Below are 20,698 nucleotides of genomic sequence, written 5' to 3'. Positions count from 1 at the left end.
AAGCCCTGTGCCTAGCCTTGTTGTGTTAGCTGGGCCGCCAGTTCATCGATTACCTGTTGCCATGTTTCCACCGATTGCGCACCCGACATCACGTATTGTTGTGCAACGAGAAATGCAGGAACGCCGCTTAACCCCTTTTGGCGCGCATCCATATCGCGGGCCATCAGGTCATCGCGGTCGGCGTCGCTTTCCAAAAGCCGCATTGTGCCTTCGGCGTTCATGCCAATGGAGGTTGCAATCTCGACCAGAACCTCTCGATCACCGATATCGCGCCCCTCTTTGAAGTAGGCGCGAAAGAGGCTGGCAGCGGCTGCGGCTTGGCGGCCCTCCAACCCGGCCCAATGGATAAGGCGGTGGGCGTCCATTGTGTTGGGTGTACGGGTGATCGCGGCGAAATCAATCGCGACACCTGCATCTTGGGCGGCCTCTGCGATGTGGGCGTAAACCTCAACCGCTTTTTGTTTACCGCCGAATTTGGTTTCCAGATATTCGCGCCGGTCCATACCATCTGCGGGCATTTCCGGGTTCAACTGGAACGGATGCCATTCAATTTGGAACGGGTGATTTGGACGGCTTTCAAGCGCTTTGTCCAGATAGGCTTTGCCGATCAGGCACCAAGGGCAGATCGGATCGGAAAAGATATCAAGGCGGATCATTGCGGGTCCAATGCATTAGGGAAGGGGGTGAAAGCCAAATACCCCGTGTTTGGCGGGGCTTGGGCCTATGTGGAAAAGGGGAAGTCGGCCCCTAGAGCATATCCGACACGCGGTTGGATGCGCCCGAAATATCGCGCCCGATCCCGTCAATCGTGCCACATGCCGCAAGGGTTGCAAGCAGTGCCATCAAAACAAGGGGGCGTAGCTGGATCATCGTGTGTTTCATCTGCTCTCACTCAATTTGGCCGCTTATGCGGGCTTTATTTTGCTTCATACCACCAAACATCGGGCTGAAAACCCGGCCAGTCGCCATAAACTGGCAATCTTTCGGGAAATTTCAATTCCTTGACATGGGCCAGACGTGAAATCTCTGAATACCAGAAGGGGATGACATAGCGTCCGGCGGTTAACACCCGGTCAAGCGCCTTTGTTGCCGCGATAAAGTCCTCTTGGCTGGTCGCGTTGAGCAGGGTTGAGATCATCGCCTCGGCGGCCGGAGAATTCATGCCCATCAGGTTGCGGCTGCCCGGAACGGTCACCCCGGCAGAGCCCCAATAGTAGGTCTGCTCATTTCCCGGTGACAGCGACATGTTGCGGATCATATGGGTCATGTCAAAATCATAGGCGGTGGTGCGCTCTGTCATCTGGGCGCTGTCGATTGTGGTCAGCGTCGCGGTAATCCCAAGCAGTTTAAGCGCCGCGATATACATATTTGCGATGGTTATCTTTTCGGAAGATCCATTGGTGAGCAGGATATCAAACGCGAAAGGCGTGCCCTTTGAATTCACCAAAATGCCCTCGTCATTGGCGTTCCAGCCAGCCTCCTCCAGCAGTTTTTTCGCGGCGCGGATGTTTTTGCGGTTGGTGCCGCCGTCCGAGACGGGCAGGGCATAGCCCTCGATCGTGCCGGAGGGCAGGTTTGCCGCATAGGGTTCCAGCAGCGCCAATACCGGACCCGTGGCAGGCGCGCCGGGTTCCATCCCCAGAACCGAATTGTGGAAATAGGATTGAATGCGCGGGGCCGCCCCGCCGGTGATGGTGGTGTTGATCTGCTCAAAGTTGAAGGCTTGTATCAACGCCTCGCGCACACGCCAATCGGTGAATTGCGGACGGCGGGTGTTCATCACAAACCCGTCGATGCCGGAAGGGCGCGCATGTGGGATTTCGGATTTCACGATCTCGCCTGAGGTGACAGCCGGAAAATTATATTGTTGCGCCCATTTTGCCGCGTTGGTTTCGCGGTAACTGGTGATCTCACCTGCCTTGAAGGCCTCAAACACCACGCCACCATCGCCAAAGAAATCATAGCGGACCTCGTCAAGGTTATGGCGACCTTTGTTGAAATTCAGATCCTTGCCCCACCAATCCGGATTTTTAACAAAGGAGACAAAACGCCCCGTCTCATATTCACCGACCGTATAGGGGCCGGAGCCTATGGGCGCCTCCAGAGTGGAGGCTGCGAAATCCTTTTCCGCCCATTGGGCCTTTTGCAAGATCGGGCGCAGGCCAAGGATCAGCGGCAATTCGCGGTCCGGTTCGCTAAAGGTGAAGCGGACGGTCCTCGGGCCGGTGATTTCTGCTGCCTCGATCTTTTGCCACGCGTTGAGATAGCGCGGGTGGCCGATGGTGCCCAAGGTCTCGAACGACCAAAGCACATCTTCGGCGGTGACCGGGCTGCCATCGCTAAAGCGTGCCTCTGCGCGGAGGGTGAATTCGACGAAACTGCGGGCGTCATCGGTGTCGACTGATTCGGCCAAAAGCCCGTAAAGGGTGAAGGGTTCATCGTAAGATCTGCCCAAAAGTGTCTCGACTGTCAGATCCGTTTGGCCCCAGGGCGCGCGGCCCTTCAAAATGAAAGGGTTGAGGGAATCATAGCTGCCCGATTCGCCAAAAATAATGCGCCCGCCGGACGGTGCATCGGGGTTGGCATAGGGGAGGGACACAAAATCAGGTGGAAGGGCAGGGGTGCCATACATAGCTATGCCATGTTCCGGCGCTGCAATTGCGGGAATCGCCACTGTGCAAAGGCAAAAAGCGACCGTTGCATCGCGCAGTTTATTGAAAATCTGATACTTCATTCCGGCAACAACCCCATTTCCCTCAGGTTTACTGGCGCAAACACTACGGATGGTTGTCGGGGTTTTCAAACTTTTTGCTTGGCCCCCGATAAGTTAACGCGTATAAAGTAGACACTGCTCGATAGGTTTCTTGCCTGTATGAAACCTGCCTCAATAACTCAACGCCAGCCTTGTGCTGGCGTTTTTTTTGTTTTGATCGCAATGAAGTGAGATTATCCTTTGTGCAAGGGCGTTCCTTTTGGCGGCCGAGGGTGTATTGATTGTGCAGACGCAGCAATCAGGAGGCTTCGATGACCCTTAAAGGTAAAACCGCAATCGTGACCGGATCGAATTCAGGCATCGGGCTTGGCGTCGCGCATGAGCTGGCGCGGGCAGGGGCCAATGTGGTCATCAACTCTTTTACCGACCGCGATGAGGATCACGCCTTGGCCGCCGAACTGGCTGCAGAGCACGGCGTCGATGTGCGCTATATCAAGGCGGATATGTCCAAAGGCGATGAATGCCGCGCGCTGATAGAGGCTGCGGGAGCCTGCGATATTCTGGTGAACAATGCGGGCATCCAATTTGTCGCGGGGATTGAGGAATTCCCGACCGAAAAATGGGATGCGATTATCGCGATCAATATGTCGTCGGCTTTTCACACCACGGCGGCGGCCCTGCCATTAATGCGCGCCAAAGGCTGGGGGCGTGTGGTTAACATCGCCTCGGCGCATGGCCTGACGGCAAGCCCCTATAAATCGGCCTATGTCGCGGCGAAACACGGGGTCGTCGGGCTGTCGAAAGTGACCGCGCTGGAATGTGCGGGCCAGGGAATTACGTGCAACGCGGTTTGCCCCGGCTATGTGCTGACCCCTTTGGTTGAGTCGCAGATCCCCGATCAGATGAAAACCCACAACATGGATCGCGAGACCGTGATCAAGGAAGTCATGCTGGAACGTCAGCCCTCGCGCCAGTTCGCCACGACCGAGCAGGTTGGCGGTACGGTGACATTCCTATGCTCCCCCGCCGCGGATCAAATCACAGGCACCACGATTTCGGTTGATGGCGGCTGGACCGCGCTATGAGCGAGGGTTCCGAAAAGCTGGAGATTACCGACCGCGTTCTGGTCGGGTCCAGCTTTCTCCGTGTGAACCTTAGCAAAGTAGCGTTTCGGCAGTCTATTATCGCCGATGCGCTATTTGACGATGCCAATATGGCCGGGGCTACATTTGAAAACGTCAACCTTTCGGGCGCGGTGTTTCATAATTTGAACCTTTCAGGCGCAATGATTGGCAATGCAAATATGCGGGATATGAAAATGGAAAATATTGACATGGCCGGGATGACGATTGATGGGGTGCTGGTCTCGGATATGATCGCGCATTGGAACGCAAAATGACGCCGGTCCGCGTCAATCTGGCGCTGCAGGGTGGCGGCGCGCACGGGGCGTTTACTTGGGGCGTCTTGGACCGGCTGCTGGAAGAGGAGCGGCTGGAGATTGCCGCGATTTCCGGCACCTCGGCCGGTGCGCTTAATGGGGCGGCGCTGAAATCGGGGCTGGTACGCGGCGGGCGCGATGGGGCCAAGGCGGCGCTGGATGCGCTCTGGGGCTCTGTCGGGCAGGTGGGTGATATGCGCATGAGTGCGTGGATGCAGCCCGCGCTGCCCTTTGCCGCGGCCCTGACGGATGCGTGGGAAGCTGCGTTCAAGACATCCCCGCAAGGGATCGCCGCGCAGTTGTTTTCACCCTATGCGATGGGTGGCGCGTGGAAAAACCCCTTGGCCCCTGTTGTTGCCAGTTTCGACTATGACTCGGTGTGTTGTGAAGAAGGCCCGCGTTTGTTCGTGAATGCGACCAATGTGCGGGACGGGAAACTCGGGCTCTTCTCCGGGCCAAAGATCACCCCCGAGGCGCTTATGGCCTCGGCTTGCTTGCCGACAGCATTTCAGGCGGTAGAGGCCCCCGATCCGTTGACCGGCAAAATGGAGGCGTGGTGGGATGGCGGGTATTCTGGAAATCCGGCACTGTTTCCGTTGTATGACAAGGGCTTGCCGGACGATCTTATCATCGTGGCGATCAACCCGCTTTACCGTGTGGCCATTCCTGAAACACCGCTAGAGATCCAAAACCGGATCAATGAGATCAGCTTTAACGCGCCCTTGATGCGGGACTTGCGTGCGATTGCCTTTGTGAAACGCTTGCTGACAACGGGCGCGATCAAACCCGGTGACATGAAGGATGTGGCCTTGCACCTGATTGCTGATGACGCGCTGATGAACACCCTCAGCGCGAGCAGCAAGCTGTTGCCCACGCCGTCGGTTCTGGCACGGTTGAAAGAAGCCGGGCGCGTGGCGGCGGATGCGTTTTTGGCCAAAGACGGCCCGTATATCGGTAAGTGCGGAACGGTAGATCCGGCGGCCTTGCTGGATTAACGGGGCGGCGCGTCCAAGGCGGCGGGTTGTGTCACTGGCACCCCGTCCTTGTCTTTGCCGCCGGGGTAAACCAGACCGGCAGAGATGATCAGCTTTGCCGCGTCCTCGATCTTCATGTCCAGCATCCGCACATCAGTGCTTGGCACAAACAGCAAAAAGCCGGATGTCGGGTTGGGCGTGGTCGGCAAAAACACCGAGAGCATTTCATCATGTTCGGGAAACCGCGCGGCAATCTCTCCCTTGGCTTTGGTTGAGATGAAGCCGATCGCCCAGATCCCCTCTTTGGGGTATTCGACCAGACAGGCCTTCTCGAAATTCTGGTCGGTCTGGGCAAAAACGGTTTCGGCGATCTGTTTGATCCCGCTATAGATGCTGCGCACAACCGGAGTGCGATCAACCAGACGTTCAGCCCAATGCAGGAAAGAGCGTCCGATCAACCCCCGCGCGATCCAACCCATCAGGATGGTGAAAATCAAAAAGATGATAACGCCGGTACCGCGCAGGTTGATCCCGTTATCCTTGCAAAAGAATGGCGGTTTCGCGGGGTCGGAGGCCCAAAACCAGCTTATGCCACTTGCCGGAGCGTTCGGGGACGGGCAAAACCAATAGCCGAACCATTCGGAGGGTTGGAATTTTTCCGGAATGAAGGGCAGCACAAAGCCGTCAATCCAGCCCGTCACCGTCCAGATCAAATAAAGCGTCAAGCCGATTGGCAACACCACAACCAGCCCCGTCAGAAAGCTGGCGCGCAAGCCCCCGATCAAGCCGCGCTTCTTTATTGGTGTGCTGTTTTGCTCGTTCATTCTTTACCCTCTGGACGGGCGCAACTTAGGGGCGGGGGCGGCTGGTTACAATGGCCAAGCGTGCGAAGCTATGTCTTTGCCTGCGCTTTGGAAATCTCTACCGCGATTTCTGCCCCGAGGCGCGCATTATTACGCACCAATGCAATATTGGCGGTCAGGGAGCGCCCCCCCGTCAGCGCAAATATCCGGTCAAGCAAGAATGGCGTTACGGATTTCGCGGCGATGCCTTGGGCGGTGGCTTCGGCCAGCGCTTGTTCGATGACGGGCATGATCTGGGGCAGGGGGATCTCATCCGCTGCGGGGATCGGGTTGGCGACAAGCTGCCCACCCATCAGGCCAAGCTGCGCGCGCATCAGATGGGCGGCGGCGATGTCAGCGGCGCTGTCAAAACGCAAGGGGGCGGCAAGGCCGGACATCTGGGCCCAAAAGGCCGGAAATTCGGATTGACCATACGCAATGACCGGCACGCCGTAGGTTTCCAGCACCTCAAGCGTTTTGGGAATGTCGAGGATGGCCTTGGCACCGGCCGCAACCACGGTCACGGCGGTTTGCGACAGTTCCGCCAGATCGGCCGAAATATCGAAAGAGGTTTCTGCCCCGCGGTGCACGCCACCGATGCCGCCGGTGGCAAAAACCGCAATCCCCGCCAGCTCTGCCGCGATCATGGTTGCGGCCACTGTGGTTGCCCCTGTCTCACCTGACACAATACAGGCCGCAATATCGGCGCGCGAGAGTTTGCGCGCATTTGGTGTTTGCGCCAGCTCGGTCAGGGTTTCGGTGGAAAGGCCGATATGGATGCGTCCGCCCATCACCGCGATGGTGGCCGGAACAGCGCCGCCGTCGCGGATATCCTGTTCAACCGTTTGGGCCATTTCCATGTTTTGCGGCCAAGGCATGCCATGGGTGATGATGGTGCTTTCAAGCGCTACGACAGGTCTGCCTGCGGCAAGGGCATCGGCCACTTCGGGCAAAAAGGTAAGGGGGGCGTTTTTCATGATCCGATTTCTCCTGAAACATAGTCGGCGGCGGCGTTGATGGCGCGGTCAAGCGCGTCTTGCCGTGGTATGGATTTGCGGCTGGCGACGATATGGGCGGCCATAAAGGTATCGCCAGCACCGGTGATGCGGGTGACCATGACCTGCGGTGGTTGGGCCGTAATCACGCCCGCACCGCTGGTCCCTTCGGCACAAGGGTTGCCGCCATCGGTGACAAGCACCCGTGCGGCACCGCGGGCAAGCAGCCCCGCGGCGGCATCGGCGGCTGTGGCAAAGCTGTCTTTGGCCAAGATCCCGGCTTCCTCCAGATTCACATAAAGCGTGGCGCGGGGATGGGTCAGCAAGGGCAGCAAACGTTCGGCCTTGCCGGGGCTGGCAGGGGCCACACGCAGATCGGCGACGGCGAACAAAGGCGAGTCGGCGATTTGCGACAGTAGGGATTCGGTCAGATTGCCATCCAGCGCGATCATACCGGCATAGGGGATTTCTGCATCCCCCAGCCGCCCGTCACTCAGCGGGCGCAAGACCTTGTCACCGGCGGCCTCAAGGGAATGGGCGTCGGCAATGGCGGCGATCAGGCCATTGGCCCCCTCAACCGCCATATAGACGTCGGTGGGCAAATCGGCCGAGCGGTAGATATGGTCGGTAACAAGCCCCAGTTGGGCACAGCGCGCGATCAGTTCTTCGCCTTCGGTATCGCGCCCGACCGAGGATAAAAGCGCCGGCACCACCCCGAAGCGGCGCAAAGTCATCGCAATATTAAGGGCGACGCCACCGGGCAGCCGCGTAATCCGCCCCGGCACGTCAGAGCCAAGCCGCATCGCGGCGGCGGAGCGGCCGATCACATCCCATAAGACGGAGCCGATGCAAAGGATGTCTGGTTTTGCCATGAAGCACTCTTCGCCCAAGCGCGGCACCGGTGCAAGCCCGAATGGCGGCGGTGCCTTGAGGGTAATTCCCTAAAAAATGCCGGATGCAGGGGGGCGGCCCTTGCAATCATCTTTGGGGCGGGGTATGGGCTGCACACTTCACAAGTGGGGCTTGGGCCGATCGGGGAGAAATCCCGAGACGTCCGCCGGTTGGAACATACGTTCTAAAGACGGCCCTGCTGAGGATTAAACCGGAAAAGGATAACGGCATGGCTCTTCCTGAGTTCACCATGCGTCAGCTTTTGGAAGCTGGCGTTCACTACGGTCACCAGACCGCACGTTGGAACCCGAAGATGGGTGAATACATCTACGGCGACCGTAACGGCATTCACATTCTCGACCTGACGCAAACTGTTCCGATGCTGGATCAGGCGTTGAAAGCTGTGCGTGACACAGTTGCAAAAGGCGGCCGTGTCTTGTTCGTTGGCACCAAGCGTCAGGCCCAAAAAGCCGTGGCCGAAGCAGCTGAGAAATCCGCACAGTTCTACATGAACCACCGGTGGCTTGGTGGCACGCTGACCAACTGGAAAACTGTTTCCCAGTCGATCCAGCGCCTCAAGCAATATGACGAGCTTATGGCCAATGGCGCCGAAGGCTTGACCAAAAAAGAGCGCCTCAACATGGAGCGCGAGCAGACCAAATTGCAGGCATCGCTTGGCGGTATCCGCGAAATGGGCGGCATTCCCGACCTGATCTTCATCATCGATGTTGGCAAAGAAGACCTGGCCATCCTGGAAGCCAACAAATTGGGCATTCCTGTTGTGGCCGTGGTTGATACCAACTGCTCGCCCAAGGGTGTTGACTATGTGATCCCGGGCAATGACGACGCAGCCCGTGCAATCTCGCTGTATTGCGATCTGGTGTCGCGCGCAGCCCTTGAAGGCATGTCCGCACAGATGGGCGCGGCCGGCATCGACCTTGGCGCTTTGGAAGAAGCTCCTGAGGAAGAAGCCCTCGCAGAAACACCTGCCGAGGCCTAAGACCTGTCGTCTTATTGTTACCCGGTGGGGGTAATCCCCGCCGGGATATTCGCATGATATGAGGAGAGCCACGATGGCCATCACCGCACAAATGGTGAAAGAACTGCGCGAAATGTCCGGCGCAGGCATGATGGACGCGAAAAAAGCGTTGACCGAAAACGACGGCAACATGGAAGCGGCTATTGACTGGTTGCGCACCAAAGGTTTGGCCAAAGCCGCCAAAAAAGCCGACCGTATCGCAGCTGAAGGCCTTGTGGGCGTCGCTGTTGTCGGGGGCAAGGGTGTTGCTGTTGAAGTAAACTCCGAAACAGATTTCGTTGCCAAGAATGCCGACTTCCAAAAACTGGTGTCGAGCATCACGGCAGCGGCGCTTAACACCGCAACCGTAGAAGAGCTGGCTGCGGCTGACATGGGCGGCAAGTCGGTTGATGACGCAATCACATCCGCTGTGGCCGTGATCGGCGAAAAGCTGTCGCTGCGCCGGATGGAATTGGTTGAGGGTGACACTGTTGCCTCTTACGTCCACAACGCTGCTGCTGACGGCATGGGCAAAATCGGCGTTCTGGTCGCTGTTAAAGGCGCCGACAACGGTATCGCCAAGCAAATCGCTATGCATATTGCTGCCACCGCACCACTGGCACTGTCCGAGGCTGATCTCGACCCGGTTCTGGTCGAGCGTGAGCGCGCCGTTCAGACGCAAAAAGCGCTGGAAGAGAATGAAACTGCGGCCAAGCCAAAGCCTGCTGCAGTGATCGAGAACAACATCATCCCAGGCCGGATGAAGAAATTCTTGGAAGAAAACACGCTGTTGGGTCAGAAGTTCGTAATGAACCCTGACATCACGGTTGGCCAAGCTGCCAAAGATGCTGGCGTTGAAGTCACTGCATTCAAGCGTGTCGCCGTAGGCGAAGGCATTGAAAAGAAAGAAGAAGATTTCGCAGCTGAAGTTGCCAAAACCTTGGCTGGCTAAGATCTTTTGACTGATTGGAAAGGCGGTCTGGTTTGTTCCAGGCCGCCTTTTTTTATGTCACGCGCCGTTGCGGCTGGTCTCGCGCCGACTGGCGGCAAGGGTCTTGGCGGTTAGGGCAGGGGCCAGATGCAGCATCGCATCATATTGAGTCAGGAACACTTGCCCCGTCAGCGCATCCAGAAAATGGCTCCGGCGGAGGCGGTCCATCACGGGGCCTTTCACCTCTGACAAATGAAGCGTGACGCCCGAGGCCTCCAACATGTGCAAAATGGCCTCAAGGCTTTCCAACGCAGAGCTATCAACGTCATTGACCGCCGGAAACATCAGAACCAAATGGCGCACAGCCTTGTTCTCGGCGATCTGATCTTGGATGTAATCTTCCAGAAAGCGGGCATTGGGGAAATAGAGGCTTTCATCGACCCGCACGGTCAAGACATCTGGTGCGGTAATTACATTGTGACGCTCAACATTGCGGAAATGTTCGGTTCCGGGCACTTGACCGACGACGGCGACATGTGGCCGCGATGTGCGGTACAGGTGCAAGAACAACGAGAGCGCCACCCCCGCGAGAATGCCGGTTTCAACCCCCATTGCCAAGGTTACAAGAATGGTCGCCGCCATTGCGGCCCCATCGGCGCGGCTATAGGCGAAAGTGCGGCGAATGGCACCCAGATCCACCAAGGTCAGCACCGCCAAAATGATCGTCGCTGCCAGCGTCGCCTTTGGCAGGAAGAACAGCAAGGGCGTTAGGAATACCGTAGCCAGTGCCATCCCCACGGCCGTATAGGCGCCCGCCGCAGGCGTTTGCGCGCCCGCGTCAAAGTTCACAACCGACCGTGAAAACCCGCCCGTCACCGGGAAGCCGCCAGCAAAGGCCGACCCGATGTTGCAGGCCCCCAAGGCCACAAGCTCTTGGTCGGGATCAATGCGTTGGCGCCGTTTTGCGGCAAGAGTTTGCGCAACAGAGATCGTCTCTACATAGCCGACAATCGCGATCAGCAGCGCCGGCACGGCAATCTGGGACCAAAGCTGAAGGTCCAGCGGGGGCAGGCTGGGCGTGGGCAAGCCCTGAGGCACGGTTCCGACAATCGCGACACCGCGCGCCTTCAAGCCGAAAATCGCAGTTGCAAGCGTGGTTATGACCACCGCAGCCACGGGGGCCGCTCGGGTCAGCACGGTGGCAAGCCCGGGCCGCACTTTGCGTGACAACAAAAAATCTTTCAGATTCGTGCGTGACCAAAATAAAAAGCAGACAGTTGATGCACCAAGAACAAGCGTGAATATATTGATATCGTTTAGGTTAATCCAAATCTCATGGAGAAGATCGGGTAAGGTTTCGCCCTTGGCGCGAATGCCCAGAAGATGTGGGATTTGTCCGGCGGCAATAATAATGCCGGATGCTGTGACAAAGCCCGAGATAACCGGATGGCTCAGGAAGTTCGCGACAAACCCAAGCCGAAGCAAACCCATCGCCAGCAACATCAGTCCCGACAAAAATGCCAGTGCGATCGCCGCGCCATAATATTCCGGTGTACCTTGAGCCGCCAATTTCCCCACAGCGGCAGCCGTCATCAGCGAGGCAACAGCCACTGGCCCAACCGCCAAAGTCCGGGATGTGCCAAAGACTGCGTAAACCACGAGTGGTAAGATCGAAGCATAGAGCCCGACCTCGGGCGGCAAGCCTGCGAGCAAGGCATAGGCCAGCGACTGTGGAATCAGCATAATCGTGACAATTAATGCGGCGACAAGGTCACTGGTCAGCGTTTCGCGCGAATAGGCTTTGGACCAGTCAAGGATTGGAAAGTAGTGTCGCACTGTTCGGCCCTTTGCTACGAGATGGTGGTTTCTCTTTATAGCAATGCAGACGTATTTCAAGTTTTGAATGTGATAGCCATGGTAACGATTACATAATATAGATTATTGGAGTCAGCTCTTTAGGGCGGGCACATTCTATACTGGGTTGCGACAATTCCCCTATCTTGCTGTAAAGCAATGAGAATGAAGATGGCCCATACCGAGCTAGATTTGCGTGAGAGACGTGCGATTGAAGACATGTTGAACGCGAAAGTACCGGTGAGCAAGATCGCTGTTGAGATTGGCAGGCACCGCTCGACTGTCTTTCGTGAGGTTCAACGGAACAAATTTATTGATGAAGAACTGCCGAATCTAAATGGTTATTACGGGGTGACTGCGCAGAGGTCCGCCGTAAATCGTCGCGCGCGGGGTCGTAAACTCGTGCGGTTTTTTGATCTGCGGCAGCACGTGATCGCGCAGCTGAAGGTGGCTGGTCACCTGAAAAGATCGCAGGTCGCTTACAGCTCGATGGTCAATCTCTGCGCGTCAGTCACGAGACGATCTACGCCTGTGTTTACAGTCCAGATGGCCAGTTTGTCAGACTGGCGCCACTTGCCGCACCGGCGCAAAAAAAAACGGCACCCACGGTGTAGACGCGCACCGTGTGGCCGTGTTTTTCCGCCTGATCGGTCAATCCATAAACGCCCAGACTACGTTAAGCCACGTGAGACATTCGGCGAATGGGAAGGCGATTTTATAATCTTTGAGCGTGCGCAAGGCAAGACGAACGTTGCCTCACTGGTCGAGCGCAAGACGCGGTTTTCCGTCCTGTTCCGCAACAACGATCGCAGCACGACGCATCTGATAAACAAGCTGATGAGCGTAATGGAGCCCCTTCCCCAATCGGCCCGCAAATCCATCACCTTTGATCGTGGAATTGAGTTCCGGAACTGGCGCAAACTCAAACCTGGGATAGGAACTGAGGATTGGTTTCGCGATCCACAAGCACCGTGGCTGAAAGGTTCAGTGGAGAACTTAAACAAACGTGCCCGGCGCTATTTGCTCAGAGATGCGCCTGTGGCCGCGCTCTCAAATCGAGAAATGAACTTGAACGGCACGCCCAGAAAGTGTCTGGGATGGCGCACCCCAACTGAAGCATTCAGGGAAGAACTGATGAAACTGAGATAGCGGAAAACCGTCGCAATCACCCTTGAGAAACCATCGCAGTAGTTAAAGCGCCTGTCCTGCTGCCCAGCCGGAAGACCAAGCCCATTGAAAATTATACCCGCCCAGCCAGCCGGTTACATCAACAACCTCGCCGATGAAATAAAGACCCGAAACCGACTTGGCCTCCATTGTTTTTGAGTTCAGCGCATCGGTATCCACACCGCCAAGGGTCACTTCTGCCGTGCGGTAGCCTTCCGTGCCCACCGGTCGCATCTGCCAGTCCTGCACAAGTTGGGCGACCCTTTCCAACGTGACGTTGGATTGATCCGCCAGATTGCCCGTGACGCCGCTCAACTCTTCGATATGGCGGGCAAGACGTTCCGGGAGAAACTGTTTTAGGGCCGTCCGAAGTGCGATCCGACCGGCCTCTCCGCGCATCTTTTGCAACTGGGCTGCAAGGTCGGATTGGCCGGTCAGGTTGATGGAAATCGGTTGCCCTTCGCGCCAATAGCTCGAGATTTGCAATATCGCAGGCCCGGAAAGCCCGCGATGGGTGAACAAAAGCGCTTCTTTAAACCGGGTTTTGCCAGTGGCTGCTGCTCCGTCAACCGCAACCCCGGCCAACGGTTTAAGGGACGCCAGATCTTGCTCGGCAAAGGTGAGCGGCACCAGCCCCGGCCGCGTCTCCACGATCGGAAGCCCGAATTGCTCTGCGATTTTATAGCCGAAACTGCTCGCGCCCATCTTTGGAATCGATTTTCCGCCACATGCTATGACGAGGCTTTCAGCCACTACTGCTCCGCCTGAGGTAGCCAATGAGAAACCGTCGTTTACTTGGCTTACGTCATGAACTTGTGTTTTTAACCAAAGCTCTACGCCGTGGTCTTTAAGGTCTTTTGTAAGCATTGAAATGATCTGCGTCGCCGAGCCGTCACAAAACAACTGCCCCAGAGTTTTCTCATGCCAGGCAATCCCCGCCGCATCGACCCGCGCGATAAAATCCCACTGGGTAAACCGTTTTAGCGCCGAAAGTGCAAAACGCGGATTCTGCGATAAGTAACAATCCCGAGCGATCCCGAGGTTCGTGAAATTGCACCGTCCGCCACCGGATATCCTGATCTTCTCGCCGGGGGCAGCGCTGCCTTCGATCAACACGACACGCTTGCCACGCCGCGCTGCCTCGGCCGCGCAAAACATGCCAGCGGCCCCTGCCCCAATGATTGCAACATCAAACTTCATAGCGTCTGTTAGGCTCTGCAATGGTCCGCTGCAACCTTTCAATTCCGGCCCAAATAACTGCATTGAAAAAGAAGAGCATTTTTTGTCAAATGCCTCTTGCGGCCCGCGAAATGCTTCGCTAAATACGCTGCACAGTTGGGGCGTGGCCAAGTGGTAAGGCATCGGTTTTTGGTACCGTGTACCGTAGGTTCGAATCCTACCGCCCCAGCCAAATTACATGAAAAAACACATACTTCCCAATGGGATAGCCGTTAATCAAGCGGCCATCCTCCCGTCTCCACCTACAGGTGGTTCACAAACTGGTTCACATAGACCGGTACGTGGGTCACGTGTCTCAGGTAGAAAGTGGGGTTTGCACCTTGTTCGCAGAAATTCTATTTTTTACTTCCGGCGGCGGTGGCCCGAAAAAATTAGATGTTTCGGTGCACCTGAATTTCTTTCTGTTTCCCTTCGTACCCAAATTCTCTCCGAAGCAGTAAAGCGGTCGGCCGCCCTGCTTTCCGACGTGGAAGCAGGAGAGAAAAGCATGCTGATGGAACTTCAGGACACGCCAGTAAACTCGGCACGCATCCAGGAGATGCTGAAGGAGCTCGTGCGTCAGGCCTTTGTTCGAATGATTGCCAGGCAGGAAAGCGATCTCACAATCGGCAATCCAGCCCCCTACCTAAGCCAAATCAGTGCCGAGAGCGATCGTGTCCGTGCTGCTCAGAAAGCAAGGGACTGGTCTGTAGCATTGCCATTTGCCGGAGAGATTGCACGTAAGAACGGTATGGATCCTGATGACGTTGCCGCGCCGGCGGTGGCCCGGCAAGTTTTGGCACTCATCCGCCAGCTCAACGATTTAAGCCTGAGTGTAGAACAAAGCTTTGACGACCCGCTTAATGCCGGTCGGGAGATTCTGCTTGGCCATGGTATCGCAACGACACGCGAAGCCCTCAAGCCACCGATGTTGCTTTCGGAAGCAATCGAGAAGGCCTGTACGGAAGCGCCCGGCGACGTCGAGACCAAAATTCGCGTCATCGGAAAGCTTGCGCTCGCTTTCTTCGGTGACATCCCCGCCTCAGCAATCGTGCTCGAACAATCTTTCGAGTTTTTGCACATGGCCTGGATGTTGCCCAAAGGGTGGGGCAAAGCCCACGGATGCAACCGCCACGGACAGTTAGGCATTGAACTCTGCGCCTTGGATGAGATCCAAGAAGCTGACGTAATTGACGCCAAACTCGTCGCCGAAATCATGGGACTCGACACGATGTCGATACCGGACAAGCGCCGTCGATTGGTTCAGGAGCTGAAACCGCGGCTGACAGATGGCTATCTGTTCGTACAGCGTGACATGTTTAATCGAATTCTCCGCGCAGCTCTCGGCAAGAAACGCGTCGGTCGAGATATTGACGATGAGGATCGCGTCGTTCCCTCACACGCGCAACTCAATAATCGGATGCGGGCTTGGCACAAGGCGCAAAAATCCCCCTGCGGTCTTCCAATGCGCGTGTCGCGCCCGAAACGGCGCATGTCATGGTCACTCGAGCACGTATCGCGACTACTTCGCTCGCCGATTTATTTTGGAACGTCTTCACAAACTCAACGCAGCCGCAAAGCGACTGCCCAAAAAAGGTACATTATTCGGGACGCCATCTATTGGGTGCCGCTTATTATGATCACTATGGGCGTAAGACCCGAAGAAATCCTGCAGGCTGCCGTAAAGGATATCAGTCGCCGAGACAGCATCCTGTGCATCTATGTTGGTAATGAGGAGGATGCACATCTGAAGAGCGAACAATCGCGCCGCATTCTACCTATCCCTCAGATACTACTCGACTTGGGTTTTCGCGAATGGGTTGTCGCGAAACTGAAGGCCGGAGAAACTTGGTTGTTCCCTGAAATCCAACCCGACCAGGTCCGCGGCCGTCGGTTACGAAATCTTCTGAAGACTTTGAAACTCAATTCCGATCGGGAAGACATATATGCGATGCGGCGAACCCTGTCCTCTAAGCTCATGCAGCTTGGCATCGACACGGGTACGCGACAAAAGATACTCGGTCACCTCGAAGGTACAACCGTAGACCGCCACTACTCGGATGGTAATCGCCCCCTTTTTAACGGGGTGCATCTGTAGAACTTACGCGGCCATTTTCAGTTTCATAGCGGGTGTGATGCCGCCGATGCCCATGTTCGGGCGGTCGTTGTTATATGTCCAGAGCCATTGTGTGGCCTGATCCTGAGCCTCCTCGATGCTTTCGATGATGTATTGATCCAGCCATTCATGCCGAACCGTCCGGTTGTAGCGCTCGACATAGGCGTTCTGCTGGGGCTGTCCGGGTTGGATGTGCTGGATCGTAACACTATGTTTCTCAGCCCATTTTCTCAGTGTTTCGCTGATATATTCCGGCCCATTGTCGACCCTGATCGTGCCCGGTTTTCCGCGCCATTCGATAATGCGATCAAGGCTGCGGATGACCCGTTCGGCAGGGAGCGAGAAATCAACCTCGATCCCCAGCCCTTCGCGGTTGAAGTCGTCCAACACATTCAAAAGCCGAAAAGCCCTGCCGTCGCCGAGGCGATCCGCCATGAAGTCCATGGACCAGGTCACATTCGGTCTGTTCGGGACCGCCAGAACGTCAGGCTTCTCCCGTTTCAGCCGCTTGCGCGGCTTGATGCGCAGGTTCAGTTCCAGCTCACAGTAGATCCGGTAGACCCGCTTGTGGTTCCACGGATGCCCCTTCACGTTGCGCAAATGCAGGAAACACAGGCCAAATCCCCAAGTCTTGCGCGCATCCGTCAGCCCTGTCAGCAGATCGGCGATCACCTCGTTCTCGTCTTTCAGCTTCGGGCTGTAACGATAGCAGGTCTCGCTGACCTCGAAGGCCCGGCACGCCAGCGCGATGCTGACGCCCCGTCGCTCTACCGCCGTTTCGGCCATCTCGCGGCGCTGAGATGGCCCCGTTACTTTTTTCCGAGGGCTTCCTTCAATAAGTCCGCCTGCATGCTCAGATCTGCATACATCCGCTTCAGCCTGCGGTTCTCTTCCTCCATGGCTTTCATCTGGCTGACCATGGATGCATCCATGCCACCATACTTCGCACGCCATTTGTAAAACGACGCATTGCTCATGCCATGTTCACGGCAAAGCTCGGCCACCGGCACACCACCTTCGGCTTGGCGCAGGATCGCAAGGATCTGGGGTTCGCTATATCTGGTCATTTTCATTCAAAATCTCCTCGTTCATCTTGCCGAGAAAATTCTACTTCCGCAGCCCCTTACTTTCGGGGGGGATTACCCCATCACCCTGTCTGCGTCGCGTGAAGCTGCTTGAACAAAGCGGCGCACTCAGAGGTTACACCGCTGAAATTGATGCCGAAGCTTACGGCCTGCCCGTAACCGTTTTCGTGCGGGTCAGTCTGACTGGTCACACCGAGAAAATTGTCCAAGAATTTGAGATGCAAGTCAGTCGCTTGGATCAGGTTCTCGAATGCTTCGTAATGACCGGCACATCTGATTACCTTTTGCGTGTGGTCGTAGCCGACCTTGCTGATTACGAAAGCTTCGTTCGTAGACGCCTGCACCCGATTGGAAGTATCAGCTCAATCGACAGCAGCTTTGTTTACGGAGTGGTCAAAAAAACGGGCGTATTCCCACGACTCGAATGATGCAAAGAACGGTCTTTTGCGAAACGAGGGAATTAGAAAGCGGACATCGGCAAACAGAAGGCATCCGCCTGTTTATTACACAGCAAACTTACGCGCAAAGAGTTATTATAAGGAACTTTCACCCATGCTATTTCTCGAAAGCAGCGGTTTGAAACACTGCCCCCCTCATAGCATTGTCTCATTGAGAAATGGCAACTCCTGTACTTCAATGTTGCTGGTAAATCTGGGTGAGTAGATGAATTCGCTCAGTAAACCGAGAACCTGACCATTACGAGTTTTGACGTCCATCGAATGCGCGAAACCTTGGACTGGCGCGCCGGAAATAACAAATCCCATACGCGCTCGTTTTGGTCCCTGATCCCTGATTTTCAACAGGGCCGCCTTACCGACAAAGTCCGCCTCCACGTGAAAATCGACCAACTTAGGCCCTGCCCTCTTCATCCTGCTCCTTTCACTGCCATTGTTGAGTTCAAGGCCTCAGCAAATGCACGCACACGCCGTGGCTGCGCCCGACCCGGCGGGAACATCATCTGGAGAGGATTGGGTGGTGGTGCAAAATCTTCTAACAAAGCGACAAGTCTTCCAGACTGCAGGTCCGATGCAACATCGAGTTCTGATTTCAAAATAATTCCGTGTCCCTCCAATGCCCATTGCCGTACCAGAGAACCGTCGTTGACAATTTTGTTGCCGCGAACGGTCACGGATTGCGGTTTTTTGCCTGCTTCGAACCGCCAGACATTGTCCAAAGTGGTGCCGAACCGCATGATCAGGCAATTATGCTGTGTCAAATCTGCTGGGGCCAGCGGTGCGCCGCTGGACGCGATATAGGACGGTGCCGCGCAAACGATCCGGCGAAAAAGCCCAAGGCTGCGTGTGCGCAGGGTGCTGTCTGTGACGGCACCAAAGCGCAAGGCCAGATCGAACCCCTGGCCGACGAGATCGACATAGCCGTCCGACAACAGCAACTCGATCGAAATCTCTGGGTGGTCTGCTGTGAACGAAGATATCACCCGCGACACAATGCTGCGGCCAATATCAATTGGCGCGCTAATCCTGATCGGGCCGGATAGCGTCTCAGCCCCATGCCGAATACGCGCATCGAGATCTTCAATCTCGCCCAACACAATTTTGGCCCCGCCAAGCAGCGTACGCCCCTCATCGGTTAAACTTAAAGACCGTGTCGTGCGGTTAAACAGGACCACGCCGTAATGCGCCTCGAGAGCGGCCAGACGTTCCGAAACTGTGGTTGCAGAAAGCCCGACCTCTCGCCCCGCAGCGACAAGGCTGCCTTTCTCGGTGATGGTTAGGAACAAGCGAATATTGTCGATCAGCATTAAACGTACTTTCCGGATTATCATTTCGAATAATGTCCGTTTATCCGCTTACTGCTGCGCTGTATATGTTCGTTAGAAAACAGACATCCAAAGGAAAACACCAATGTCCAAGCTTACAATCATCGCGAACATTCATGCCAACGTTGACAAAATCGAACAGGTTAAAGCCGAGTTGTTGAAGCTGGTGCCGATCACACGCGCTGAAGAAGGTTGCATCAATTACGACCTGCATCAGGATAACGAAGACCCTGCACATTTCACATTCTTTGAGAACTGGGAGAGCCGTGACCTGTGGCAGACCCACATGGGCGCTCCTCACCTCGCAGCTTACATGGCTGCTACCGACGGCGCAGTTGACCAATTCATCCTGAACGAGATGTCCCATATAGAGTAAGCCCTGCTCAACCCACGCGAAATTCGGAGACTGACCTATGCAAACGGTCCAAACGATCCAAACGGTGCAAAGCAACAGTGGCGCTGCCCACGCCAAAGACACCGAACGCCCCGTGCAACAGCTTTTACCTTATGATCTGGCCGGTATCCGCAATCATGGATCGGCGGCATCCTCGGTCGACTGGTTACGACGCGTGTTTCGGAGGTAAACATTCAGCGAGCCCTAAACATTATCGCGCGGTACCCTTGAGGGGGCCGCGCAAAATCCATCAATTCGGAGAACGAACATGAAAGCCATCGGATACACCACAAACGGCGCAATCGATCGCGCCGACGCCTTGATCGACCTTGAGGTCGATAAACCCACTGCCACCGGCCACGATATTTTGGTCAAGGTTGCTGCGGTGTCGGTCAACCCTGTCGATACGAAAGTTCGCCAGAACCGCCCTGCAGAAGGCGACACGCCTGTGATCCTGGGGTGGGACGCAGTTGGTGAGGTTGTCGAGATCGGCAACGAGGTCAACCAATTCAAGACCGGCGACAAGGTCTGGTATGCGGGCGCAATCAACCGCCCCGGCACCAATTCAGAATATCACCTCGTTGATGCCCGCATCGTCGGCCACGCGCCCAAGACGATCGAAGCCTCCGCCGCTGCGGCGCTGCCGCTAACGACCTTGACCGCGCAAGAAATGATTTTTGACCGCCTGAAAGTAACAGATCCGGTGCCGGGTGCCGCAAATGCCATCGTGATCATTGGCGGTGCGGGCGGCGTGGGCTCTATCGCGATCCAGCTTTTGCGCGAACAGACGGATCTGACGATCATCGCAACCGCCTCGCGCCCTGAAACCCAAGAATGGGTCAAGGAACTGGGGGCACATCACGTTGTGGACCATTCCAAACCTTTGCCGGAACAGATTGCAGCCTTGAACATTGGCGCGCCTGCCTTCGTATTCGCGACCAACTATTCCGATACCTACGTGCAGCAAATTGCCGAATTTATCGCTCCGCAGGGGCGGTTTGGTCTGATCGACGACCCCAAAGCGTTCGACATCATGCCGTTCAAAGGCAAGGCCGTTTCGATCCACTGGGAATTGATGTTCACTCGGTCGCTGTTCACCACCGACGACATCGCGCGTCAGGGCGAAATCCTTGATACTGTGGCAGGCCTGATTGATGCCGGCAAAATTCGATCAACCGCTACCGAAAGCTTCGGGACGATCAACGCCGAAAACCTCAAGCGCGCCCATGCTTTGATCGAAAGCGGTAAAGCCAAAGGCAAAATCGTTCTGGAAGGTTTCTGA

At 56.1% G+C, this 20,698-nt stretch carries 22 protein-coding genes, 1 tRNA gene and 1 pseudogene; 13 read left to right on the top strand and 11 right to left on the bottom strand.

Annotation, left to right across the window (positions count from 1 at the left end; all coding sequences use genetic code 11):
- Nucleotides 1-11: 11 nt before the first annotated feature.
- From EOK75_RS03225 to EOK75_RS03215, 3 genes are all read right to left on the bottom strand, one after another.
- A complete protein-coding gene (locus EOK75_RS03225; protein ID WP_137192548.1) occupies nt 12-656 on the bottom strand; it encodes a DsbA family oxidoreductase in 645 nt (214 codons plus the stop codon).
- A gap of 91 nt (nt 657-747) precedes the next feature.
- Nucleotides 748-882 (bottom strand): entericidin EcnA/B family protein, encoded by a 135-nt coding sequence (locus EOK75_RS03220; RefSeq protein WP_240794009.1) that lies wholly within the window; start codon nt 880-882, stop codon nt 748-750.
- 34 nt (nt 883-916) lie between these two features.
- The gene (locus EOK75_RS03215) at nt 917-2,734 is read right to left on the bottom strand and encodes an extracellular solute-binding protein (RefSeq protein ID WP_137192547.1); all 1,818 of its coding nucleotides are present in this window, start codon (nt 2,732-2,734) and stop codon (nt 917-919) included.
- A gap of 290 nt (nt 2,735-3,024) precedes the next feature.
- Here EOK75_RS03215 and EOK75_RS03210 point away from each other — a divergent pair, with 290 nt between their 5' ends.
- The 3 genes from EOK75_RS03210 to EOK75_RS03200 are packed head-to-tail and all read left to right on the top strand — an operon-like array spanning nt 3,025 to nt 5,146.
- Nucleotides 3,025-3,798, top strand: a complete 774-nt coding sequence (locus EOK75_RS03210) for a 3-hydroxybutyrate dehydrogenase (protein ID WP_137192546.1) — start codon at nt 3,025-3,027, stop codon at nt 3,796-3,798.
- Nucleotides 3,795-4,112, top strand: coding sequence for a pentapeptide repeat-containing protein (locus EOK75_RS03205; RefSeq protein ID WP_137192545.1), 318 nt, complete (start codon nt 3,795-3,797; stop codon nt 4,110-4,112). Before EOK75_RS03210 ends, EOK75_RS03205 begins: the two co-directional genes overlap by 4 nt.
- Nucleotides 4,109-5,146, top strand: coding sequence for a patatin-like phospholipase family protein (locus EOK75_RS03200; RefSeq protein ID WP_137192544.1), 1,038 nt, complete (start codon nt 4,109-4,111; stop codon nt 5,144-5,146). The genes EOK75_RS03205 and EOK75_RS03200 overlap by 4 nt, the downstream gene beginning before the upstream one ends.
- Here EOK75_RS03200 and EOK75_RS03195 read toward each other — a convergent pair.
- From EOK75_RS03195 to EOK75_RS03185, 3 genes are all read right to left on the bottom strand, one after another.
- On the bottom strand, nt 5,143-5,949 hold the full coding sequence (locus EOK75_RS03195) for a DUF502 domain-containing protein (protein WP_137192543.1): 807 nt from the start codon (nt 5,947-5,949) through the stop codon (nt 5,143-5,145). The two genes, EOK75_RS03200 and EOK75_RS03195, sit on opposite strands and share 4 nt — an antisense overlap.
- A 68-nt stretch (nt 5,950-6,017) precedes the next feature.
- The gene (locus EOK75_RS03190) at nt 6,018-6,944 is read right to left on the bottom strand and encodes a pseudouridine-5'-phosphate glycosidase (protein ID WP_137192542.1); all 927 of its coding nucleotides are present in this window, start codon (nt 6,942-6,944) and stop codon (nt 6,018-6,020) included.
- The gene (locus EOK75_RS03185; protein WP_137192541.1) at nt 6,941-7,834 is read right to left on the bottom strand and encodes a PfkB family carbohydrate kinase; all 894 of its coding nucleotides are present in this window, start codon (nt 7,832-7,834) and stop codon (nt 6,941-6,943) included. The genes EOK75_RS03190 and EOK75_RS03185 overlap by 4 nt, the downstream gene beginning before the upstream one ends.
- A gap of 248 nt (nt 7,835-8,082) precedes the next feature.
- On the opposite strand from EOK75_RS03185, the gene rpsB reads away from it, so the two are divergent.
- Both rpsB and tsf read left to right on the top strand, forming a co-directional pair.
- Nucleotides 8,083-8,853: a 30S ribosomal protein S2 gene (gene rpsB, locus EOK75_RS03180; protein WP_137192540.1), complete on the top strand. Its 771-nt coding sequence runs from the start codon at nt 8,083-8,085 to the stop codon at nt 8,851-8,853.
- 73 nt (nt 8,854-8,926) lie between these two features.
- A complete protein-coding gene (tsf, locus tag EOK75_RS03175) occupies nt 8,927-9,823 on the top strand; it encodes a translation elongation factor Ts (protein WP_137192539.1) in 897 nt (298 codons plus the stop codon).
- Between the two features lie 57 nt (nt 9,824-9,880).
- Here tsf and EOK75_RS03170 read toward each other — a convergent pair whose 3' ends face one another.
- Nucleotides 9,881-11,638 carry a SulP family inorganic anion transporter gene (locus tag EOK75_RS03170; protein ID WP_137192538.1) on the bottom strand — a complete coding sequence of 586 codons (1,758 nt, stop codon included), beginning with the start codon at nt 11,636-11,638 and terminating at the stop codon, nt 9,881-9,883.
- A gap of 189 nt (nt 11,639-11,827) precedes the next feature.
- Here EOK75_RS03170 and EOK75_RS03165 point away from each other — a divergent pair, with 189 nt between their 5' ends.
- Entirely contained in the window at nt 11,828-12,805 is a 978-nt protein-coding gene (locus tag EOK75_RS03165; RefSeq protein ID WP_240794008.1) for an IS30 family transposase, read from the top strand.
- 42 nt (nt 12,806-12,847) lie between these two features.
- On the opposite strand, the gene EOK75_RS03160 is transcribed toward EOK75_RS03165, so the two are convergent.
- Nucleotides 12,848-14,023 carry a BaiN/RdsA family NAD(P)/FAD-dependent oxidoreductase gene (locus EOK75_RS03160; protein WP_137192537.1) on the bottom strand — a complete coding sequence of 392 codons (1,176 nt, stop codon included), beginning with the start codon at nt 14,021-14,023 and terminating at the stop codon, nt 12,848-12,850.
- A 136-nt stretch (nt 14,024-14,159) separates the two neighbouring features.
- On the opposite strand from EOK75_RS03160, the gene EOK75_RS03155 reads away from it, so the two are divergent.
- The 3 genes and pseudogenes from EOK75_RS03155 to EOK75_RS03150 all read left to right on the top strand — a co-directional run bounded on the left by EOK75_RS03155 (nt 14,160) and on the right by EOK75_RS03150 (nt 16,139).
- Nucleotides 14,160-14,234, top strand: a tRNA-Gln gene (locus EOK75_RS03155).
- Nucleotides 14,235-14,240: 6 nt separating this feature from the next.
- Nucleotides 14,241-14,522: pseudogene (locus EOK75_RS21775) on the top strand (DUF6538 domain-containing protein); the annotation flags it as partial.
- A gap of 27 nt (nt 14,523-14,549) precedes the next feature.
- Nucleotides 14,550-16,139: a tyrosine-type recombinase/integrase gene (locus tag EOK75_RS03150; protein ID WP_168199133.1), complete on the top strand. Its 1,590-nt coding sequence runs from the start codon at nt 14,550-14,552 to the stop codon at nt 16,137-16,139.
- Nucleotides 16,140-16,142: 3 nt separating this feature from the next.
- Here EOK75_RS03150 and EOK75_RS03145 read toward each other — a convergent pair.
- Nucleotides 16,143-17,230, bottom strand: a protein-coding gene (locus tag EOK75_RS03145; RefSeq protein ID WP_137192138.1) for an IS3 family transposase whose coding sequence is annotated in 2 segments (ribosomal slippage) — nt 16,143-16,969 and nt 16,969-17,230 — 1,089 coding nt in all. Because the reading frame shifts where the segments join, the coding sequence is not laid out codon by codon here.
- A gap of 5 nt (nt 17,231-17,235) precedes the next feature.
- Here EOK75_RS03145 and EOK75_RS03140 point away from each other — a divergent pair.
- Nucleotides 17,236-17,670 carry an Lrp/AsnC family transcriptional regulator gene (locus EOK75_RS03140; RefSeq protein WP_420821934.1) on the top strand — a complete coding sequence of 145 codons (435 nt, stop codon included), beginning with the start codon at nt 17,236-17,238 and terminating at the stop codon, nt 17,668-17,670.
- A 165-nt stretch (nt 17,671-17,835) separates the two neighbouring features.
- Here the strand turns inward: EOK75_RS03140 and EOK75_RS03135 are convergent, their stop codons facing one another.
- On the bottom strand, nt 17,836-18,090 hold the full coding sequence (locus EOK75_RS03135; protein ID WP_168199132.1) for a hypothetical protein: 255 nt from the start codon (nt 18,088-18,090) through the stop codon (nt 17,836-17,838).
- A 17-nt stretch (nt 18,091-18,107) separates the two neighbouring features.
- Entirely contained in the window at nt 18,108-19,004 is an 897-nt protein-coding gene (locus EOK75_RS03130; protein ID WP_137192534.1) for a LysR family transcriptional regulator, read from the bottom strand.
- Between the two features lie 103 nt (nt 19,005-19,107).
- On the opposite strand from EOK75_RS03130, the gene EOK75_RS03125 reads away from it, so the two are divergent.
- The 3 genes from EOK75_RS03125 to EOK75_RS03120 all read left to right on the top strand — a co-directional run bounded on the left by EOK75_RS03125 (nt 19,108) and on the right by EOK75_RS03120 (nt 20,698).
- Entirely contained in the window at nt 19,108-19,398 is a 291-nt protein-coding gene (locus tag EOK75_RS03125; RefSeq protein WP_137192533.1) for a putative quinol monooxygenase, read from the top strand.
- A 37-nt stretch (nt 19,399-19,435) separates the two neighbouring features.
- Entirely contained in the window at nt 19,436-19,606 is a 171-nt protein-coding gene (locus tag EOK75_RS20725; RefSeq protein WP_168199131.1) for a hypothetical protein, read from the top strand.
- Between the two features lie 78 nt (nt 19,607-19,684).
- Nucleotides 19,685-20,698 carry a zinc-binding alcohol dehydrogenase family protein gene (locus EOK75_RS03120; protein WP_137192532.1) on the top strand — a complete coding sequence of 338 codons (1,014 nt, stop codon included), beginning with the start codon at nt 19,685-19,687 and terminating at the stop codon, nt 20,696-20,698.

Source organism: Pseudorhodobacter turbinis (assembly GCF_005234135.1).
Taxonomy (GTDB): Bacteria; Pseudomonadota; Alphaproteobacteria; order Rhodobacterales; family Rhodobacteraceae; genus Pseudorhodobacter; species Pseudorhodobacter turbinis.
This window is presented reverse-complemented; position numbering and strand designations above follow the sequence as displayed.

Coding starts and splice junctions, on each gene's coding strand:
- EOK75_RS03185 (WP_137192541.1), bottom strand. CDS start 7,834: ATGGCAAAACCAGACATCCTTTGCATCGGCTCCGTCTTATGGGATGTG.
- EOK75_RS20725 (WP_168199131.1), top strand. CDS start 19,436: ATGCAAACGGTCCAAACGATCCAAACGGTGCAAAGCAACAGTGGCGCT.
- EOK75_RS03125 (WP_137192533.1), top strand. CDS start 19,108: ATGTCCAAGCTTACAATCATCGCGAACATTCATGCCAACGTTGACAAA.
- EOK75_RS03150 (WP_168199133.1), top strand. CDS start 14,550: ATGCTGATGGAACTTCAGGACACGCCAGTAAACTCGGCACGCATCCAG.
- EOK75_RS03215 (WP_137192547.1), bottom strand. CDS start 2,734: ATGAAGTATCAGATTTTCAATAAACTGCGCGATGCAACGGTCGCTTTT.
- EOK75_RS03195 (WP_137192543.1), bottom strand. CDS start 5,949: ATGAACGAGCAAAACAGCACACCAATAAAGAAGCGCGGCTTGATCGGG.
- EOK75_RS03210 (WP_137192546.1), top strand. CDS start 3,025: ATGACCCTTAAAGGTAAAACCGCAATCGTGACCGGATCGAATTCAGGC.
- EOK75_RS03160 (WP_137192537.1), bottom strand. CDS start 14,023: ATGAAGTTTGATGTTGCAATCATTGGGGCAGGGGCCGCTGGCATGTTT.
- EOK75_RS03205 (WP_137192545.1), top strand. CDS start 3,795: ATGAGCGAGGGTTCCGAAAAGCTGGAGATTACCGACCGCGTTCTGGTC.
- EOK75_RS03120 (WP_137192532.1), top strand. CDS start 19,685: ATGAAAGCCATCGGATACACCACAAACGGCGCAATCGATCGCGCCGAC.
- EOK75_RS03225 (WP_137192548.1), bottom strand. CDS start 656: ATGATCCGCCTTGATATCTTTTCCGATCCGATCTGCCCTTGGTGCCTG.
- tsf (WP_137192539.1), top strand. CDS start 8,927: ATGGCCATCACCGCACAAATGGTGAAAGAACTGCGCGAAATGTCCGGC.
- rpsB (WP_137192540.1), top strand. CDS start 8,083: ATGGCTCTTCCTGAGTTCACCATGCGTCAGCTTTTGGAAGCTGGCGTT.
- EOK75_RS03200 (WP_137192544.1), top strand. CDS start 4,109: ATGACGCCGGTCCGCGTCAATCTGGCGCTGCAGGGTGGCGGCGCGCAC.
- EOK75_RS03130 (WP_137192534.1), bottom strand. CDS start 19,004: ATGCTGATCGACAATATTCGCTTGTTCCTAACCATCACCGAGAAAGGC.
- EOK75_RS03190 (WP_137192542.1), bottom strand. CDS start 6,944: ATGAAAAACGCCCCCCTTACCTTTTTGCCCGAAGTGGCCGATGCCCTT.
- EOK75_RS03220 (WP_240794009.1), bottom strand. CDS start 882: ATGAAACACACGATGATCCAGCTACGCCCCCTTGTTTTGATGGCACTG.
- EOK75_RS03165 (WP_240794008.1), top strand. CDS start 11,828: ATGGCCCATACCGAGCTAGATTTGCGTGAGAGACGTGCGATTGAAGAC.